This is a genomic window from Priestia sp. P1_B12_1 (genome assembly GCF_056406695.1).
This window is the reverse complement of sequence record NZ_JBFTZR010000010.1, coordinates 69,632-84,326: the sequence shown is the minus strand read 5'-3', so window position 1 is coordinate 84,326 and position 14,695 is coordinate 69,632. Positions and strand designations below refer to the sequence as shown.

General features: G+C 34.4%; 17 protein-coding genes and 1 pseudogene. 13 read left to right on the top strand and 5 right to left on the bottom strand.

Going from position 1 to position 14,695, the window contains the following annotated elements; genetic code table 11:
• Positions 1–184 precede the first annotated feature (184 nt).
• Entirely contained in the window at positions 185–1,681 is a 1,497-nt protein-coding gene (locus AC1D0Y_RS24030; RefSeq protein WP_221840367.1) for a class I adenylate-forming enzyme family protein, read from the top strand.
• 73 nt (positions 1,682–1,754) lie between these two features.
• On the opposite strand, the gene AC1D0Y_RS24025 is transcribed toward AC1D0Y_RS24030, so the two are convergent.
• A complete protein-coding gene (locus AC1D0Y_RS24025) occupies positions 1,755–1,976 on the bottom strand; it encodes a hypothetical protein (protein WP_098248860.1) in 222 nt (73 codons plus the stop codon).
• A 389-nt stretch (positions 1,977–2,365) separates the two neighbouring features.
• On the opposite strand from AC1D0Y_RS24025, the gene AC1D0Y_RS24020 reads away from it, so the two are divergent.
• Positions 2,366–2,503: a hypothetical protein gene (locus AC1D0Y_RS24020; protein WP_176524050.1), complete on the top strand. Its 138-nt coding sequence runs from the start codon at positions 2,366–2,368 to the stop codon at positions 2,501–2,503.
• Between the two features lie 53 nt (positions 2,504–2,556).
• A complete protein-coding gene (locus tag AC1D0Y_RS24015) occupies positions 2,557–2,748 on the top strand; it encodes a hypothetical protein (RefSeq protein ID WP_060745008.1) in 192 nt (63 codons plus the stop codon).
• 406 nt (positions 2,749–3,154) lie between these two features.
• Here the strand turns inward: AC1D0Y_RS24015 and AC1D0Y_RS24010 are convergent, their stop codons facing one another.
• Complete coding sequence (locus AC1D0Y_RS24010; protein ID WP_221840368.1) at positions 3,155–5,377, bottom strand: MMPL family transporter; 2,223 nt, start codon at positions 5,375–5,377, stop codon at positions 3,155–3,157.
• A 135-nt stretch (positions 5,378–5,512) separates the two neighbouring features.
• Here AC1D0Y_RS24010 and AC1D0Y_RS24005 point away from each other — a divergent pair, with 135 nt between their 5' ends.
• From AC1D0Y_RS24005 to AC1D0Y_RS23980, 6 genes are all read left to right on the top strand, one after another.
• The gene (locus AC1D0Y_RS24005) at positions 5,513–6,133 is read left to right on the top strand and encodes a TetR/AcrR family transcriptional regulator (RefSeq protein WP_098248856.1); all 621 of its coding nucleotides are present in this window, start codon (positions 5,513–5,515) and stop codon (positions 6,131–6,133) included.
• 329 nt (positions 6,134–6,462) lie between these two features.
• Positions 6,463–7,236 carry a TerC family protein gene (locus tag AC1D0Y_RS24000; protein WP_016766363.1) on the top strand — a complete coding sequence of 258 codons (774 nt, stop codon included), beginning with the start codon at positions 6,463–6,465 and terminating at the stop codon, positions 7,234–7,236.
• A 693-nt stretch (positions 7,237–7,929) separates the two neighbouring features.
• Positions 7,930–8,127, top strand: a complete 198-nt coding sequence (locus AC1D0Y_RS23995; RefSeq protein ID WP_016766364.1) for a hypothetical protein — start codon at positions 7,930–7,932, stop codon at positions 8,125–8,127.
• Between the two features lie 17 nt (positions 8,128–8,144).
• Complete coding sequence (locus AC1D0Y_RS23990; protein ID WP_013056394.1) at positions 8,145–8,435, top strand: spore coat protein; 291 nt, start codon at positions 8,145–8,147, stop codon at positions 8,433–8,435.
• A 259-nt stretch (positions 8,436–8,694) separates the two neighbouring features.
• Positions 8,695–9,021, top strand: a complete 327-nt coding sequence (locus AC1D0Y_RS23985) for a YflT domain-containing protein (RefSeq protein WP_272801529.1) — start codon at positions 8,695–8,697, stop codon at positions 9,019–9,021.
• 727 nt (positions 9,022–9,748) lie between these two features.
• On the top strand, positions 9,749–10,510 hold the full coding sequence (locus AC1D0Y_RS23980) for a PAS domain S-box protein (RefSeq protein WP_225049663.1): 762 nt from the start codon (positions 9,749–9,751) through the stop codon (positions 10,508–10,510).
• 310 nt (positions 10,511–10,820) lie between these two features.
• Here the strand turns inward: AC1D0Y_RS23980 and AC1D0Y_RS23975 are convergent, their stop codons facing one another.
• Together AC1D0Y_RS23975 and AC1D0Y_RS23970 are read right to left on the bottom strand one after the other, a co-directional pair.
• The gene (locus tag AC1D0Y_RS23975) at positions 10,821–11,033 is read right to left on the bottom strand and encodes a hypothetical protein (RefSeq protein ID WP_047751259.1); all 213 of its coding nucleotides are present in this window, start codon (positions 11,031–11,033) and stop codon (positions 10,821–10,823) included.
• A gap of 265 nt (positions 11,034–11,298) precedes the next feature.
• On the bottom strand, positions 11,299–11,721 hold the full coding sequence (locus AC1D0Y_RS23970; protein WP_060745015.1) for an Lrp/AsnC family transcriptional regulator: 423 nt from the start codon (positions 11,719–11,721) through the stop codon (positions 11,299–11,301).
• Positions 11,722–11,865: 144 nt separating this feature from the next.
• Here AC1D0Y_RS23970 and AC1D0Y_RS23965 point away from each other — a divergent pair, with 144 nt between their 5' ends.
• Together AC1D0Y_RS23965 and AC1D0Y_RS23960 are read left to right on the top strand one after the other, a co-directional pair.
• Positions 11,866–12,072, top strand: coding sequence for a DUF1272 domain-containing protein (locus tag AC1D0Y_RS23965; RefSeq protein WP_081085204.1), 207 nt, complete (start codon positions 11,866–11,868; stop codon positions 12,070–12,072).
• Positions 12,073–12,081: 9 nt separating this feature from the next.
• A pseudogene (locus AC1D0Y_RS23960) lies at positions 12,082–12,285 on the top strand (cysteine hydrolase); the annotation flags it as partial.
• A 175-nt stretch (positions 12,286–12,460) separates the two neighbouring features.
• On the opposite strand, the gene AC1D0Y_RS23955 reads toward AC1D0Y_RS23960, so the two are convergent.
• Positions 12,461–12,958, bottom strand: a complete 498-nt coding sequence (locus AC1D0Y_RS23955; protein ID WP_060745016.1) for a DinB family protein — start codon at positions 12,956–12,958, stop codon at positions 12,461–12,463.
• Positions 12,959–13,172: 214 nt separating this feature from the next.
• On the opposite strand from AC1D0Y_RS23955, the gene AC1D0Y_RS23950 reads away from it, so the two are divergent.
• Both AC1D0Y_RS23950 and AC1D0Y_RS23945 read left to right on the top strand, forming a co-directional pair.
• Positions 13,173–13,967: a hypothetical protein gene (locus tag AC1D0Y_RS23950; protein ID WP_060745017.1), complete on the top strand. Its 795-nt coding sequence runs from the start codon at positions 13,173–13,175 to the stop codon at positions 13,965–13,967.
• A 41-nt stretch (positions 13,968–14,008) separates the two neighbouring features.
• Complete coding sequence (locus tag AC1D0Y_RS23945) at positions 14,009–14,521, top strand: DIP1984 family protein (protein WP_016766374.1); 513 nt, start codon at positions 14,009–14,011, stop codon at positions 14,519–14,521.
• Positions 14,522–14,695 lie beyond the last annotated feature (174 nt).

Genomic DNA, 14,695 nt, shown 5'->3' with positions numbered 1-14,695 from the left:
TATTGAATAGCCAATATATATCTTCTACATGCTAAAAAGATATGAATTTTTCGAATGTCTACAATTAACGTTTGCGTTAACGTTAATTGTGGGTAATGTAGTTTATAGATTTAAAAATAATTAGAATGAAGCACCATTTAAATATGATTCAAACTGGTCATTATCATTAAAGGAGAGAGCTATCATGTATACACTTGGAGAACTATTAGAGCAAAGGGCTACACAATCTGCTGAAAAAGAGGCTTTAATTTGGAGTACATCTTTCCATACATTTAAAGAATATAATGAACGTGTCAATCAACTCGCTCATTACCTGTTAAGCCATAACATTAAAAAAGGGGATCGAATTGCAATTCTCTGTCAAAACAATCATCCGTTTCCTACGATTCTGCTAGCCGCATTAAGAATTGGAGCCGTAGCTGTTCCTATTAGCTGGCAGCTTACGAAGTATGAAATTATTGATATTTTAGATAGTGCACAACCTAAAGTTATTTTCTACGATCAAAAATTTCATGAGGTTATTCCTTTTGATTCTGAAATATTAAATGACGTGATTACTTTACAAGTAGGAAGAAAAAATAGTGTGGAGACAGTTGAAGAATATAATGAAATTTTTTCTGCGTATTCTATACTAAATCCAAATATACAGGTCTCTCAAGACGACATTGCGATGCTTCTTTTTACTTCTGGAACAACTGGCAACGCAAAAGGCTGTATGATTGAGCATGGTCATGTGTATTCTTATATACAGCCATCGAGTCAACGAATAGACTATGAAGAAGATGGTCGATTTCTTGCCTCGCATCCTTTTTATCATATGAGTTCTATTAATAATATTTTGAAATCTGTTTCCAACGGGATGGGGTTATTTTTGTTGTCAGATCCTACACCGGAAATCATTTGGGAAACGATTGAAACTCATAAGATCACTATGATGTTAGCGTTTCCCTCTATGTATATGCAAATGCTCGAAGCAGTGAAAAATGCAGAGGCAAAGAAATCTTCACTAAAGGTTGCTATTGCTGGAGGGGCAAAAGTTCCTGCTTATCTTATTAAGGAATATGAAAAATTGGACATCAGCATGATACAAGGTTATGGAAGTACAGAAGCATGGACAGTCAGTGTATGGACACCAAATATGGGAAATGAAAAAATTGAATCAGCAGGCAAGCCTCTTTCTGGTGTAGAAGTAAAAATTATTGATCCCGAGTCAGGACAAGAAGTGAAAACAGGAGAAGTTGGAGAAATTATCATAAAAAGCCCCTATTGTTTTAAAGGCTATTGGCATAATCAAGAGGCGACTGACAAAGTCCTTAGAGATGGCTGGTTCTATATGGGAGACGCTGGAAAGGTAGATCAAGACGGCTTTTTATATATTATGGGACGCTTTAAAGATGTTATCGTATATGGCGGTGATAATATCTATCCTGATCAGGTAGAAGAAATAATTGAGCAAATAGATACAGTTATAGAAGCTGCTGTGGTAGGCGTAGAAGATCCTGTTTATGGAGAAAAACCTAGAGCGTATGTGGTAAAAGATCCTCATTCTTCCTTAACAAAAGAGGATATCTTAAAATATTGTAGAGATCGTCTAGCAAGCTACAAAATTCCCGAAGTTTATTTTATTGATCAACTCCCTAAAAATCAGCTCGGTAAAGTATTAAAAAGAGAACTAAAATGAAGTTAGTTAAAAGCGTGGGCTGAATGTAGTCCACGCTTTTATGATGGGAGATTATATATTTACAGCAGAAATGTTAAGTGGAAAGTCCTTTTATATCTGGATAACAAATACGAAGTGTATTCTCATACTCAGATTCGTATCCTGTAAATACCAGCTTTCTTTCGTTATTATCATAGTGAAATCCGAATTTCTTTAAATCATTCCTCAATATATCTTCATTACTTTTGGTGGAAGAAGCAATCTCCTCATAAGTAGCACCATTATTTAGCTTTTGAACAATTTCACCTATTAACAAATTACAACCTCCAGTACCATACGTTTATTCAATAATAATTTAACCTAAATAGCTGCTTTTATGAACGTTGTACAGAAAGCTATTTTAGATTATTAAAATTTGCATCATGCGCTTCGTTTGTAAAGCAGTGAATTAATTATGTTTTTTCTTTTTACGATAATCAGTAAAACAATAAATTAAAAAATCCCAATAAAACAACCAATGAAAAGACCGATGAGACTTTCTATTGGTACATCTTTTTTTCCAGTTAATCGGCCGTAAATTACTCTGAAGATCACACCAATGAAAGAGAGAAGAACGGCTGCGAATATCACTTAGAAAATACAATAAATAATACAGATATGGAACTTTTATGAAATTTATTCGTATAAGTTACAGGAGGCGATAATATGGTTATATCAAGTTTTAATTGGGCGGACGCAGTTTTTCAAATCTTTTGGTTAATTTTATTGGTTTCTTTAGGTTTGCTTATTTATAAAGTTGTTCAAGTTAAAAAACAAAATGAACGTTTTGGAAAGAATAGATGATCCTTTTATACATAAAAAAGTAAATGGAGTGTTCAAGCAAAAGAGGTGTTTCTTTGAGAGAAATGATAAAAAAATATTCATTTATCTGTACAGGGTTCTTATTTGGTTATTTTCTTTTACTGATTTTAGGCTTAGATGTTTCTATTAGTATGTTTAAAGTGTTTATACCAGTAGCAGCTGCAGGACTGTTGGTTGGAGAACTTATAAATATGGCTTTTGATCATCGTCGGACAGACATGAGCTAACATTATGATTTCGCTTTAGAATTATGAAAAATAAATAAAAGCATGAGGCAAGAAAGGTAGAGTATATATGGCTTGTTGCAATCATTGTAATTACAAATGGAGTGCTAAAAACGTATGGTTACTTGGGTTTTCTAAGAAAGGAAAGCAGTGTCCCAAGTGTCATACAAAACAATTTATTTCCTTAAAAAATACTAGTGCTTTAATAGGGCTAGGTTATTTAAGTGGGATCGCTGCTATCTTCTTTATTAGTTTTTTTCCCTTTATCGCAAAGCTAACAGATAAAGAAGAAGAGAGATGGAAGTGAATTAAAAAAAGCAAAGAGGATATTCTCTTTGCTTTTTTCTTAGTTTTATATTCATACAAGCTATATAGTAATTTAAATATAAAAGCATGTATGTGTGAATACTTAATGCTCTTTTTCTGATACCATTTCCACTTTGCTTGGCCAAAAAGCAAACCTTCCTAAAACCGTCGTGATCGCAGGTACAAGGAATGGTCGCACAATAAATGTATCTAACAGAACACCTAAAGCCGTGATAATTCCGAACTGAACGAGAACTTGAATCGGCAGTGTTGCTAGAACCGCGAAGGTAGCAGCTAAAATAATTCCAGCGGATGTGATCACACCGCTTGTTTCGCTTACGCCTTCTTTAATGGCTTGTTTTAACGGCATGTGCTTCTTTTTCTGCCAGATGCTTGAGATCATAAAGATATTATAATCCTCACCAAGCGCCACTAAGAATACAAACGCGTATAAAGGGATCGCTCCTTGAATAGCATCTGCCCCCATGATGTTGTGAATGATGAGCCAGCCTAACCCTAAAGCTGCACTGTAAGACAAGATGACCGTTCCAACCAAGTAAAGCATAGCTACAATAGAACGTAAGTAAGCCAATAGCAGCAACGATATAAAAATAATGATTAGCGGGACAATGATACTGTTGTCTTTATCACTAACCGTCATCGTATCATATTGCGTCGCTGTTTGACCGCCAATCCATACTTTGGATTCCACTTTGGAAACTCCTGACTGCGATAGTGCCTTTTCTGCTGCATCTTTCAAGTCTGGAATAGCTTCCATTGCTTCTATACTATATGGATTTATATTAAACGTGACGTCATATACTTTTAAATTCTTATTACTTTTACCACTTTGAGGTGCAGAAACGGTACTAATAAGATCATTTTCCTTTAATGCTTTTTCTAGATCTATTGATTTTCCTTCCGTATCAATAACTACTTGTGCTGGCGCCAGTTCGCCAGGAGAGTATGCGTCAGAGATAACCGCAAACCCTTCACGAGAAGGCATATCTTCAGGGAAAGAAGACAATATATCATACGTGTACTTGATTTGACTAGAATAAATGGATAAAGCTCCAAAAAAGACTAGACAAGCTACAATGATTGTCCATGGTTTAGTCGTAACCACATTACCAATCCAATTCCCGAAACGTTTTTTCTCTTTTCGGTCACGCACCGGTTTTCCTTTCTTTTTCGCCAATTCTTCTTCCATTTCAGGAGTACGAGGAACGAAAGGATAAAAAGAACCTCTTCCCATAACCGAAAGCAGGGCAGGGATAAGTGTTAAACTTGCTAATCCCATAACTAGAATAGATAAGCTAAAAGGTATTGCAAAACGGTGGTAAGCACCGTATTTTGCTACAATCAAGGCCAGAAGAGAGATGACAACTGTAAATCCACTCATAGCTATAGCACCTGAAGCACCTTTAAAGGCGTTAATAAGTGCTTGTCTCTTATCTTTTACTTTGCGAAGCTCATCGCGATAATGAGAAATTAAAAATAAACAATAGTCTGTTCCTGCTCCAAATAGCAAGACCGTCATAATAGATATGGACTGCGAGTCAACCGTAATCCATTCTTTATCTGCCAAAATACCGAGAATCGGACTCAGCACCCCATAGGCAAAACCTACACCGATTAAAGGAATAATCGCTAAAATTGGGGAACGATAAATGACAAGAAGTAAAATTAAGACTAATAAAACTGTCGCGATTAGTAAGGAAACGTCTGCTCCTTCAAATAAGCTGGTTGCATCTACTTGAATTCCTATAGGTCCTGTAACACGCGTGCTTAGCTTATCCTTTGCATCGATATCTGTAGCAAAAGAATCATATGAAACCTGTTCTTTTACTTGTTTTTTAATCGTGTCTAGATTTTTTTCTAGTACATCCGTTTCAACGTTTTCTTTAAAGAAAATGGGCTGTACAAGCGTTGTACCGTCCTTCGAAATCATTTTTTGTAAAGCTGCTAACGGTAATTTGTGCAAAGGTGGAGTAGACGTTTGTTCTTCTAATGGTTTCTTTTCTAAATCTGCCGCCACTTGCTGAATAGATTTTAAGTCATCGGTATTCAAACCCGATTCTTTATGCCATGTAAGCAGGGCAGGAACCCCTGAAGAGTTAGGGAATTCTTTCTTTATGAGATTTTCAGCCTCTACGGAAGGTGAATTCTCACTTAAGTTTGGTGCATTGTTCACTTCCGTTTTATTAACGGCAGGCCAAGCAATCGTTAGAACTGCAGTTGCCAGAATCCATACGGCAATAACAACCCAACGACTCACTTTTCCAGTCATCAATCGACTGAATGTTGCTAAAGGTGATTCTTTCATTAATTCTCCCTCATTTCCAAATCTGTTTGTTTCTATTACAATATATATAGAACCTTCAATAATTATATATACCAGAAGGTTAATTAATCAACTAGTTTAAATGTGCCAATTTCTTGAACTAGAAGGAGGGCCCTTATGAATACGAATCAGACACCGAAAAAAAAGCCTGGCAGACCTAAAATAACAACTGAAAATAATATAACAAGAGAACAAATTTTAAAAACAGCTGCCCATCTCTTTATGGCATATGGATACGAAAAAGTTTCAATGGAGCAAGTGGCTGAAGCAAGCGATGTGACCAAGGCCAGCGTTTACTACTATTTTAAAAATAAAGCAACTTTGTTTACCGTTTCGGTATCAAGTATGTTTCAACGCATTACAAAACAAACAGAGAAATTATTACAAAATTCCAATGGTCTAAAACACAGATTATATGAGGTAACATTAGATCATTTAAAAAGACCGCATATTGATTTTGAAACATTATTGCAAGAAGCGACTTCTTCGCTTACAGAAGGTCATATTCATGAAATTCGTGAAGCGGAGAAAGCGATACATGAGGCATTAGAGAATGTATTCAAGCAAGCTGCAACCAGCGGAGAAATCGTCGTAGCAAGTCCCAGATTGCTTGCGCATACATTTTCCACGGTAACAATGATTCGGAACAAAAAAGAATTAATTACAGAATTAGGGGGCCCTGAAAAAACGGCTCAGGCTCTAGTGGATCTTTTTTGGGTAGGGATTAGTCCTAATTAATTTTCTTATTTCACTATAAAAACCAGCTGCAACATATTAACCAATATGTTACAGCTGGTTTTTTATTGTTCACAGGTACTTCTTGAGAAAAGGGAAAGGGCATAACAATAATAAGGTGACTTTCTAACCTATGTAAGTATGTTGACATAAACTATTTACTGACATACTGGAATTCGTATTTATGTTTATCTTAAGAGATGTTCAATTGTTGATTAGTGTTAAAAAAATGAAAATTTTATCTTTTAGAGTTTACTGCAGCATATATGGTTATTCTATTGTAAACAAAACTTTTAGCATAACAGCTTACATTTTGGAAAGGAGAAAAGCGGATGGAATCTATTTGGCTGGAATACGTATGGGCATTATTGATTCTAATCGGGTTAGAAGGATTATTATCAGCTGATAATGCTCTCGTATTAGCAGTTATAGCTAAACATTTACCCGAGGATCAGAAAAAAAGAGCGATTAATTACGGAATTCTTATGGCATTTATTTTTCGATTTGGAGCTCTTTTTGCTATTTCATTTATCGCCAACGTCTGGTGGATACAGGCCGTAGGAGCAGTTTATCTTCTGTATTTAGGTTTAAAACATGTCATTCAGGCGCGGTTTGGGAAACATAATGAGAATATTCATGATGATGATGAGAAGGAGTCTGCTGGAAAGGGGTTCTGGCCGACAGTTGGGAAAATTGCGTTAGCTGACCTTGCTTTTGCCATCGATTCTATTTTAGCTGCAGTGGCCATAGCTCTTGGACTTCCTGATTCACAGTTTGGAGAAATCGGTGGGATGGACGGAGGGCAGTTTGCAGTTGTAGTTCTTGGAGGAGTTGCAGGCCTTATCTTAATCAAGTTTGCAGCAAGCTGGTTTGTAAAACTCCTTGAAAAACGACCTGCCCTAGAAACGACAGCATATGCCATTGTTGCCTGGGTAGGTGTGAAACTTGCTGTTATTACTTTTGCACATAAAGATATTGGTGTCTTAGATCCTCATTTTCCTCATAGCACCATTTGGACCCTGATTTTCTATGGAGTCTTAGTTGGTATCGCGCTATTGGGTTGGTTTGCACCGGGCAATAAGTCATCAGAAAAATCATCAGCCTAGAAGGTAATTGAGTGTAATGCGCACCCTGAATTTACTAATCACCCTTACTCTTTCCGTCCAAATGGATCCTCATTTCAGCATTTAAAAGGATGTTTAGATTCTATAGAAAATTGAGTTTTGTGGTTTCAAGCGTAACCATCAAGTGCGTTAATCCAAAGCCGGGTTAACGCACTTTTTAATTGAAATGGTGGCGCAAACGAACTTGGTTATTTTATTTATTATTTTTGTTCTTTTTACGATAATCAGTAAAGCAGGAAATTAAGAAAATCCCAATAAAAAAACCGATGAAAAGACCGATAAGACTTTCTATTTGAACATCTTTTTCTCCAATTATTTGACCGTAAATTATCCTGAATATAACACCAACAAAAGAGAGAATAACAGCCGTGATGGTAATACGTAAAAAATTAATAAAATCACACCTTTTCACAAAATGTATTACCCAATTTTGAACGATTAAAAAGGGAAAGACTTACAATTTAAGGTTCATTGAAGGGCTACATATTACACCTAAAGGGATTTATTCTGCAACACAATGGAAGGTCAATTGCAAAAACAGGTGATTATTTTTGTTAGTTTTAATATTCCTGTTTCTTTTTCTAAAATTTTTAAAAAATAATGAATACTTGTTTAAATGGAAATGATTTGGGAATATAATTCACAAGTCAAAAAAATGACAAGGAGGATGCAAACATGGCAAAGGGACTAGCTATGCACGAAACGCTAGAAGTTCATGAAATCTTAACGCTTAAAACATCATGTGTAACAAAAGGAACAGCAATGTTGGAATTGGTAGAGGATGAGGAATTAAAAAAAATTCTTGAAGAAGATGTTCAAACATCTACTGAAGCGATTAAAGAATTGAAAAAAATCTTAAAGAAAGCTCAATAAATAGGAGGGGTAGAAAAATGGCCACTAAAAGTACTCTTACTAAAACGTTAGACGATCTTGCTATTGCGACCGATTTATTATTATCGGCTAAGAATGGTGTACGAACATATGCTGTAGCGCTTACGGAAACAGCGACACCCGAAGTACGAAAGGTATTAAAAAAGCAATTAGATAAAGCCATTGAGCTTCATGAAAAGATTGCTCAATATATGATTGATAATGAGATGTATCATGCCTATGATGTAGAAGAACAAGTAAATCACGATTTAAAAAAGGCAGATAAAGCGTTAGATTTAGCGAAAGGTTAACTAAAATTCCCCCTCTATTGTCAGAGGGGGAATTTTTTCAAGGTTACATAAAAAGTTCTCTTTCCATATTTCTAAAAAGGAAAAGAAGTCTATATTTTATTCTCTTAGAAGTAGATAATTTACCCTATTTTATACAATATTTAGATGGTTTTTTATAGTCTTTTATCCCATATCCGAATAAATTAGTTTTAATTGGCTGCTGAAGGATACACCTATTAGTAGAACGACATATTCTATGGGGATAGAGGAGGAGAAAATAGTGAAGGAAATTAAAGTAGCAGAAAATAGTGGTCAGGCAAATAAGTTTATTGAAGAGCTTTTCGCTAACGGGTTTAGTAAAAGTGAAATTTATTTATTGACTTATAATAAAGAGCGCTCGGAATATTTAACAAATACAACAAATACAAAAGAATACCGAGGTTCTGAACAAGGAGTTTTTGAATCTGCAGTTAATAAGTTATTTTCTCGTGAAGATGAACTTTATTCTAAAATGGCCTCGTTAGGTTTAACCCAACAAGAAGCTAAACAATGTGTCGGTGAAATGAAACAAGAACGTATAATTATTATTGCAAAAAAAGATGTGTAATGGTTTTCCTTTGCAATAACTTTTGAAGAAACTAAGTGATCGAGAAGTATTAGTAAATCATACTAGCATGTTGCTTTATATATAATATTTGTTCTTCTGTACGAAGGGTTTATGAATCGGAAAGATACTGAACGAAAAGTATATTATTAGAGTCGTTTACTACTCTCATATGGAGGTGAAAGGGTAATGATTCAATTTTTTGGTATCCACATAGGGACGTTATACTTTCCTACAAGTATCCTTCTAATTACTTTATTAGTTTTAGTAGGTTTTATTATCTATTTTCTTAGTAGAAGAAAAAGAAATAGAGATCAAACGATTCATTCAAATGAGAATAGGGTAAAGGGCAAAAGAGGAAAAGACAAAACTCTGTAAATGATCTAAAAGAAGAATTAATATATTTGGTCATCAAAAAGAATTCTCGTTTGAAGTGAAAAAAAATCATCCTAATCCTACAGTTCCTGATACAGCCTTACACCATGATTTAACTCGTAAGAAAGTATGATTTAAATAAATGCAGAGAGGACCCTTGAATTCATTTTTAAGGGCTGTTTTTATTTGTATTCTGTAAAGGACAGACGACCTTTTAATCTTCTATTTTCTTACTATTTCTTATTTATAACTTCAAAAGAAACTTTATTATCATTTTTTAAGATCTTAAACAAGCAATTGAACCCTTGATAAATTTGAAATAGTAGTCTAACCTTCATATTAAGGAGTGAAAATTATGAATGAAAACATTTCGGGTATTGATTATCAGGAAGTCATTGAATATGCGTTAGATCCACTCATTATTCATTCAAATCATAAGATTATATATGTTAACCACGCAGCTGAACATTTTTTTAGAGGAAAAAGGGAAGATATCATAGGTGCAAGTCCTTTAGATATATTTCAAGAAACATCTAAAGCAGCAATAAGGAAAAGAATCCAATCTGCTTATGAACGTCCAGCAGAGCTCATTGAGGAAACCATATTTAGAATGGACGGCACAACTGTTAATGTTGAATTATATTGTCATCCCTTGCTGCTGGGAGATAAAAAAGTAATCCAAACCTATGTGAGAGATATTACGGTAAAAAAAGAGAGTGAAACAAGACAAAAAGAAATAATAAAGCAAATAAATGAACTGTCTACAACCCTTGTTCCTCTTTTAGAGGGGATCGCTGTACTTCCCTTAGTAGGATCCATAGATGAGGAAAGAGCAAACCAACTTTTAATGGCCGTTCCAGTAAAAGTGCAGACGCAAAATATAAATTGTTTAATTATAGACTTTTCTGGTATTTATACATTGGATTCAATTGTAACGGAGCATCTGTTTAAAATTAATAGTGTTATGTCACTACTTGGAGTGCAATGTATCTTAACAGGATTAAGACCAGAATTATCTCGCGCTGCTGTACAGCTAGGTATTAACTTAGCTTCTACCCCGACAATGGCTACTGTAAAAAATGCACTTCATTTTTTAGGAATTACTTCTAGTAAATAACCTGTAAAATGAAAATAACCAAAGCAACTTTTACAATTTTAAAGATACATATTATATGAATCTTTAGGTGGTGCTAAACCTTTTAGAGGGATTTTTTAATTAAAGGAATAGTGGCATCATCTGTACGTTTTTGTGCTGTTTTAAATATCTTTAGGTGAGTTTTTTAAATTAGATTTGTATCCTGTATACATTAGAAAAACAAAAAAGAAACTCCTGAACATATACCAGGAGTTTCTTTTGTTTAAAATAATATATTGTGCAATTGCACGTTTGTTAAATAAAAGATAGAAGAATCATTAAATCGCTTTCTTCAGTTTAAGATCTTGTATAAAGCTTCAGAAGCGTTATCTATATCATAATCGTTATAATTTAAGGTTTTTTGATCCGTAAGTGTAGTGATTTGAAAAATCTTAGATGTTTTACAATACGACAGTTCCAGTACTTCAGGAATGGTATGAGTAATAGCGCTATCCTCATATTGAATCAGAGTATAAAGCGTTTTTTTTATTTCAAGTATATTCATAAAAGTACCTCTTTCCATTATAAGGAAACCCAGGGTACAAAGAGACCATATAATTTTAATTTATGTTCTTACTCTATTGTAACATATGAACGCATAGAAAAATACCTGTCGATAACAGACAGTATGGTAACTGCAATTGTAAATTCTATACACTTCTAATTCTGCTAGCTGGTCAGTTAAAAAGGTGACTATCAACAGAACATGTTCTTCTTATAATAGAATTACCTTGAATAGATTCAGTAATAAAAAAGAGTAGATTATTAATCTACTTTATTGCTTTATAAACAACTGGTGAAGAAAGCTTAATCAATGTAGACGGCTCTCCAAAAGCCATAGATTCATCAATAAATGCTTCAAGAGATTGAACAGAATTAGTTAAAACTTTTACTAGATAGTTGTATTGGCCTGCCAAACGATGACATTCGATAACTTCAGGGTGTTCTTTACAATATTCTACGAATTGCTTACATTTTGTATTGCTATATAAAATAAAAGCTGTTACAGGTTTATTAAAATTTTCAGGATTAATTATTGCTCTATATCCATCTATTATGTTTTTTTCTTCAAGTTTTTTTACTCTTTCATTAACAGCAGGGGTAGATAAGCCAACCAGCTTTCCCAACTGTGTAACGGACAAACGAGCATTCTCTTGTAGATATAGTAATATATTTTGATCAATTTCATCCATAAAACATACCCCGCTTTAAATTATAAATTAAAATAATGAATTTTCCGTCAATATTAAAGCTATTAATTAGTAATACAATAAAATAGATATGTGAAAATAGAAATTTATACAATACAATTTAATTATATCAAAAGGAGGGATTTAATGGCTTTAGAAATGAGAAATACATGCGAAAAGTGCAATAAGAAACTCCATAATAGCTCTGTCGCTTATATCTGTACTCATGAATGTACATTCTGTGATAAATGTAGTGAAAACGCGATGTATATTTGTCCTAACTGTGGAGGAGAACTAGTTAAAAGACCAAGGGGCAAAGAACATTCGTTAAGTTGCTCACTGAGCTTGTCATAAATTTAGAGACAACACTGTATAGATAGTGCAGTCAAAACAGCTACGATCAATGGAGTGGGCATTCAACAGCGAACCATAACAGCTTTAAGTACGGAACAAATTATAAAGCATCATAGTGAAAGTTTACATGGTCATTACAATGTTGGACACTTTTCAATTGTCAGAAATGCAGAAGAAGACTTGTTTTGTCCGACACATTATTCTTATAGGTAACTAATTGCACGAAGACAAAGATTTTTAGAGTACTGAAAATCGAATTCAGTAATCGATTGATTTATAGATAAAACAGAAGGTAATAGTACATAACTAAAATAAAGCCCTAAAAGTGTTTAATTGACGCTTCTTAGGGCTTTGTTTCTGCCAATCATTGTGTTTCAATCGTTTTTTATTAAGTAGGAAAGCCTCCTGTTGGCGGTGGCCATGCTCCGTTTAGCCTTCTCATAATGACAATTTCACCTAGATGATAGCTGTTGTGAGAAGCAATATTACGCAGTAATCCCCCTGGGGTTTCACTTGGCCAAGCATCCAGAGGTTCTTCGATTGCTAATGTATCAGCTAAGTGACATGCTTCGTCAATTCCATTACAAAAATGCTGGATTGTCTTTTTCCATTCTTCCTCATCAACCGGAGCAGGGTGTTCAGGCCAGCTTTCACTTACACTTTTCGGTCTTTCATGGTTTTCTCCTTTAGCAAGGGCAAGTAAAAAGTCTTGCCAATAGCTCATATGCTTCACTAATTGATAAATAGAATAAGGTAATTCCTTTTGTTTATGTGAAGCAAGCTCTATATTAATATCAGTTATTGCGTTAATCGTCGGAAGATGGCCTCTTTCACCTCGCAGTGATTTGATAAGCGCATCACGAAATGCTGTATTCGTTTGTGTCATGTTTTTTTCAGCCTTTCTTTTTCAAAGTATTAAGCTTGTAACAGTCTAACACAAATCAGTTTAATATATGTACTTCTGTGATTAACGACTTACTACAACAAAGCCACTAAAACAATGAGTATCAATCACAATTTTTTGTTTGTAAGTCACCTTTATATGAAGAAATATGGTTTAATATAAAATATATAGAAATAAGTAGAAAAAGGTACCCTTTATGGAAAGCAAAAAAGATTATGTGATTTTGAGAAAGACGATAACAACTCTTTCTACAAGCTTTATTTTAGCTTACCTTTTGACAATAACAGGTCTGATTCAACAACTAACTGACGGAGAAGAACTATCGTATCATACTGGAAATGACATGGTAGGGTGGTTCCTTGTATATCTTTTTTATGTAGGGGCCGTTATTGCTGTATATGGAAATTTCGTCTCAGTTATACTGGACGCTATTCGAAAGAAATGGCTTCCCAACATGAGGTGGCTATTTGTCTTCTTCCACGGCATATTAGGCTTAATTAACGGTTTGTTTTTTCAAGATACACATTTGGCTTATTACGGGATGGCAGCCGCTATGTTATATGCATGTATAGATTGGTGGGTAGAAAGAAGAATTGACAGGGAAAAAAGTACAAAGGTATTGCTAATTATACCTCTTATTCTTTCACTTCTCAGTTGGAGTATATTAGAAGCGCTATCACCTAGCCTTCCGCCATTTACGAAAGAAGATGCCATAGAGTTTGCGACAAGTGGTGAAGGAACAGATATTGATTTATTTCCTGCTAAAGTTGGAACATGGAAAGGAGCTTTTGGAGGGTATCAAATCGAAAGAAAAACTCGTGCTAAAAAATTAAATAAAGAGTTTTATCTAGTGACGTTTGAAGAAAACTGGACTAAAGGTAAACAAAAAGGACGCTATGTAATGTCTTATAAAGTAGATCGCAGCAGCGTCTCAGGGGATGGCGGAAGTGGCACAACACCTCCTTATTATGAAAAGGTATTAGAACAATAAAATAGTAAAAATTAAGTTTATGGATAAAGGAGCTTTGATCTATGTCTAAGATTTCTCTAGCAGAGGCTGTGAAATTGAAAAGTGTATTATCAAAACGAATACATGAATTAGAAGAAGAGATGGACCGAGTTGCATTTGTAGAGATCGAAAAAGGGGAGAAGATTCCTCCTCAGGCTAGATCACTATCTGATGTTGAACAGGATTTAGAGGACATTCGAAAGGATTTGCGTCTACTTGATAAATTAATGTATCAAGCCAATATTCAAAATAATATTACTTATAATGAACACAAACTAACAATTGTAGAAGCGATTGAATATGCCACTCAATTACGTGCTAAAGCAAGAAAATATAAGGAGTTTGGTTCATCATCTAAAGAAGAATATCCTTACTACGGAGAAGGGGTATCCATTATTAAAGTGGCTACATTTGATCCTGAAGAATATCGTCTAAGAGGGCTAGAGGTTGAAAAGAAAGCAAATAGATTATCAAATTTAATTAACGCTAAAAACTATCAAATAGAGTTAGAGTTTGATGGAGATAAATATTTTTAACCCTTGAAGAGGTGAGACTCCCTTCAAGGCATAGAAGGAGAATGTTTAGAGTACTCAAAGTACTATTGTGATGGCAAGTGATAAAACCAATAATCCAATGACCCATTACACTGTTACTATTTACCAATGACCAACTATAGCAATGGACGGTCGATGACCAATACCTCCTTGTTT